The organism is Protofrankia sp. Cr1 (genome assembly GCF_963555865.1).
Lineage (GTDB): Bacteria > Actinomycetota > Actinomycetes > Frankiales > Frankiaceae > Protofrankia.
The window spans coordinates 9903-13605 of sequence record NZ_CAUVXO010000123.1; the positions used below are offsets into that span (position 1 = coordinate 9903).

Consider the following 3703-nt stretch of genomic DNA (forward strand, 5'->3'; position numbering starts at 1 on the left):
GCCGACAGGCGGCCAACACGACCCGTCCACCCGAAACCGCACGCCTGGTGATGGTGCCGTCACCGCCCGCCGTGGGTAGAACGGCTACACGACGTGGTCGACGTGGTCGGGGTGACTCCTGGCGGCCGTGCCGGTCGTGTGGCCGACATCTCCGAGGGAAGGAACAAACAGTGGCGGCGACGAGCTGGTTCTTCGAACCCGGTCACACCGGCGCGCAGTTCACGGCCAGGCACATGATGGTCACCTACGTGCGAGGGCAGATCAAGAACATTCGCGGGTCCATAGAGGTCGACCCGGACGAACCCGAGAAGGCACGCATCGAGGCGACGCTGGACGCGACCGGGGTGTACACCGGCGAACCCAACCGGGACGCCCACCTGCGCAGTGCCGACTTCTTCGACGTGGACCACCATCCGACCTGGACGTTCACGGGAACGCGGGTGACCCAGGTGAGCGCGACGGAGTTCGACGTCACCGGGGAGCTGACCATCCGTGGGACCACCCGCCCGGTGACTCTGGCCGTGACATATCTGGGCCAGTGGGATACGCCCTGGTGGGAGAACGGTCAGAACCTCGGGCCACGGCGACGTGCGGGTTTCGTCGCCGCGACCCGTATCAACCGGCACGACTTCGGCGTGAGCTGGAACGACGTGGTCGACCGTGGCGGCGTCGTCGTCAGCGACATGATCGACGTCACCGTCGACGTCGAAGCCGTCCTGGAGAGCACCGGGAGCACGTCCTAGTGCGAGAGGCGATCATGGTTTGCACGCTGGAAGAACAGGTCGAGCGACACCCTTGCATGTGGCCTGACGGGGCTGCTTACGTGAACGACAAGCTAGATCACCTGTGCTACTGCGATGCGGTAGAATCCAGCGGTCGGCTCATGCCGACCGAGTGGTTCAAGATAACGTACAGCTGCGTCGCGTGCCGACTGATCCGAGATCAGCGTCATGCCACGCTCGGCCAGGTAGCCGGGCAACTCGGACGGATCGAGGCCGAACTTCCACGGCTCACCGGCACCGCGGACCGTTGCCAGCCATTCAGCCGCGCCGTCGAATCCGCCCGTGTTGTCCAGCGCGCCGCGGTCGACGTAGGTGAAGATGATGTGACTGCCAGCGGCTGTCGCGATCGTAAGCCACCGCAGCGTCGCATCGACGGTCTCGGCGGTCAGGTACTCGGTGACCCCCTCCCAGATGACGGCCGTACGGTCGGTGATGAAACCGGCCTGCCGCAGCGCTGCGTCGACGTCACCCCGCTCAAAGTCGGCCGGAACAAAGCGGACGTGTGCGTATGATTTCGGCGGGATTCGGCGGTGAATCTGGCGCCGTTTGCCTGCCTGCGTGGCAGGGTGATCGACCTCGAAGACCGTCAGCGCCGCGAGCGCGGGAATCCGGTAGGCGCGACTGTCGTAGCCTGCGCCGAGCAGTAGTACCTGCCGTGTTCCCGCCGCGACCGCATCGCCCAGAAGATCATCGATGAGGCGGGTACGTACCACCGCGGAGCTCCGTGGGCCACTGGTCCACCGCCTGTCGATGTAGCCGGGTACTGCCCCGCTGAGTAGCGGTAGCTCCGCCAAACGTGCTATGAACCGGTACCTCGAACGGAGAAACCTGATGGCGTACGGGTCGACGAACAGCCGCGCGCCACCTCGCCGCGACTCCAACGCCCGGAACAACGCCACGTGCTCGGCGGTGCGGCTCGATCTGTGTCCTACAGCGTGCGGCATCATTAATGGAAATCCCATTTCGCAATGAGAAGGATGACAGGACCTCACTACTGGACGGCAGAGTTCACCGAAGGGTTGAGGTTGAGTGGGAGGTGTTTCAAGCCGCGCTGATTGCTGGAGTAGGTGCGCACAATCCCGTTGTAGTCAACCTGGTAGGTGGGGTAACGCGACAACAGTTCTTCAAAGGCGACCCGTGCCTCGAGGCGAGCGAGTGCCGCGCCGAGGCAGAGGTGGATACCATAACCGAACCCCAGTTGTCGGCCCACGTCCCGCCGGATGTCCAGGCACTCCGGGTGCGAATATGTCCGCTCGTCGTGGCACGCGGCTCCGATGAGCAGCAGTACCCTGTGGTCGGCGGGGATGACCGTGCCGTGTACCTCGATGTCACGGCTGGTCCAGCGGCCGGTGAATTGGGCCGGCGGGTCCATACGCAGCATCTCCTCGACGGCGTTGGGAATGAGCGATGGGTCTCGGGCCAACTCGGCCCGCGCTGCAGGCGCTTCCGCGAGGCGCACCGCACCGCTGGAGACCAGCTTCATGACCGTCTCGTACCCCGCCACGGTGAGTTCCGCCACCCGGCCGAGGAGCTGATGGTCGGCCAGATAGTACTCGGTGCCGTCATCGGCGACGACCGGCGTGTGAACGAGGAGACTCACCAGGTCGTCGGCGGGACGGCTGCGGCGCTCGGCAATCAGGGCGAGGAAGATCTGCGCAAGTTCCGCCGCCGCCTGCGCCGCGCTGGCCGGCAGGACACCCGGTGTATCGGTGATGTCGCGCTCCATCAGTCGACCGCACAGATCGCGCACGAGATCTCGTTGGTCGACCGGCAGACCCAGTATCTCGGCCGTTATAACCATGGGCAGCCTGGCGGAGAAGCCGGCAACCAGATCTATCCGGCCGGCGTCACGCGCGTCGTCGAGCAACATAGTGGTCACCTCGCGGATGCGAGGTTCAAGTTCCTGCATCCGGATCGCGCTGAAGCGCCTGGTCAGGATCTTCCGGTTCCAGTCGTGTTCGGGGGGGTCGGTGGTGAGGAGGGTGTCGAAGCCGTCCTCCAGCCCCTCCAGCGTGGTCCCGTGCGACGTGAGGAACGTCTCCGCGTCGAGAAACGCCGCGAGGACGTCCTGGTAGCGGGTCAGGGCGTAGAAGCCACGTTCGGCATTGTGGTATAAGGGGGCGTTGTCGCGCAGCCAACCGTAGGTGGGATAGGGGTCTTCGGCCATGGCCGGCGAAAAGGGGTCGTACTCCACGTTCTCTCCAAGGCTGTTGTTGCCGGGCCTACGTGTTGGTTTCGGCGCTGACGTGAGTGGGCGCGGGTGTCCCCGAGGGCACGGCGGCATCTTGACCGATCAGTGAGCAACGCCGGAGGCCGTGAGAAGACGGTTCTCAGGCGGCGTACCCACCTCCTCGTAGAGCTTCTCCAGGTTCTGCGGAGCGAAGAACTCCTCGCCGGGGTATCCGCCGGCAACCATCGCAAAGAACTTCTTCAGGTAGTCCGGACTCTGACTGACTGCGTTGAGTGCGGAGTAGAAGAACGGGGGTGGTGTGAGCGAGGCCATGGTGACGGTCAGTTGAAAGACTCCGGCGCTCTCCTCGTCGCGGCGCCTGGCATATTCGGCGACCGCATCGTCTATCGATCGCTCGCCGGACAGGCCGAGGTGCAGGTGGTCTGCCAACATTTCACCGTATTTGAAGGCGTCGGTGATACCCCAGCCGGTGATCGGGTCCTTGTGGTATCCCGCATCCCCGACGAGGGCCCACCCCGGGCCGTGGGACTGCCGGTAGTAGTTGTCCGCATAACGGATTGCACGGAAGTTCTCCTCTCGCCTTCCGCGGGCCCGGAGATCCTCGCCGAGTTCGGGAACGACCCGGTCGAACACCGACTGGAAGCTGCCTTCGACATCCGCGCGGAACTCACGGTACCGATCCGGCTTGCGCATGACTGCCAGCATGTGTAGACCGTCGTTGGTCGGGCAG

At 64.8% G+C, this 3703-nt stretch carries 4 protein-coding genes; 1 reads left to right on the plus strand and 3 read right to left on the minus strand.

The genetic code is table 11. The annotated features are described in order from the left end of the window. The first annotated feature begins 170 nt into the window (after window positions 1-170). A complete protein-coding gene (locus U9980_RS12315; RefSeq protein ID WP_322768029.1) occupies window positions 171-743 on the plus strand; it encodes a YceI family protein in 573 nt (190 codons plus the stop codon). Between the two features lie 92 nt (window positions 744-835). Here U9980_RS12315 and U9980_RS12320 read toward each other — a convergent pair whose 3' ends face one another. The 3 genes from U9980_RS12320 to U9980_RS12330 all read right to left on the minus strand — a co-directional run. After that, on the minus strand, window positions 836-1744 hold the full coding sequence (locus U9980_RS12320) for an SAM-dependent methyltransferase (RefSeq protein WP_322768030.1): 909 nt from the start codon (window positions 1742-1744) through the stop codon (window positions 836-838). 29 nt (window positions 1745-1773) lie between these two features. Next, window positions 1774-2976, minus strand: coding sequence for a cytochrome P450 (locus U9980_RS12325; protein ID WP_322768031.1), 1203 nt, complete (start codon window positions 2974-2976; stop codon window positions 1774-1776). A gap of 99 nt (window positions 2977-3075) precedes the next feature. Continuing rightward, window positions 3076-3703 (minus strand): NAD(P)/FAD-dependent oxidoreductase (locus tag U9980_RS12330; RefSeq protein ID WP_416210249.1); only part of this gene is annotated, 628 nt, incomplete at its 5' end.

Bases quoted from the DNA above. Each gene is read 5' to 3' on its own strand.
- U9980_RS12320 (WP_322768030.1), bottom strand. From the start codon at position 1,744: ATGGGATTTCCATTAATGATGCCGCACGCTGTAGGACACAGATCGAGC.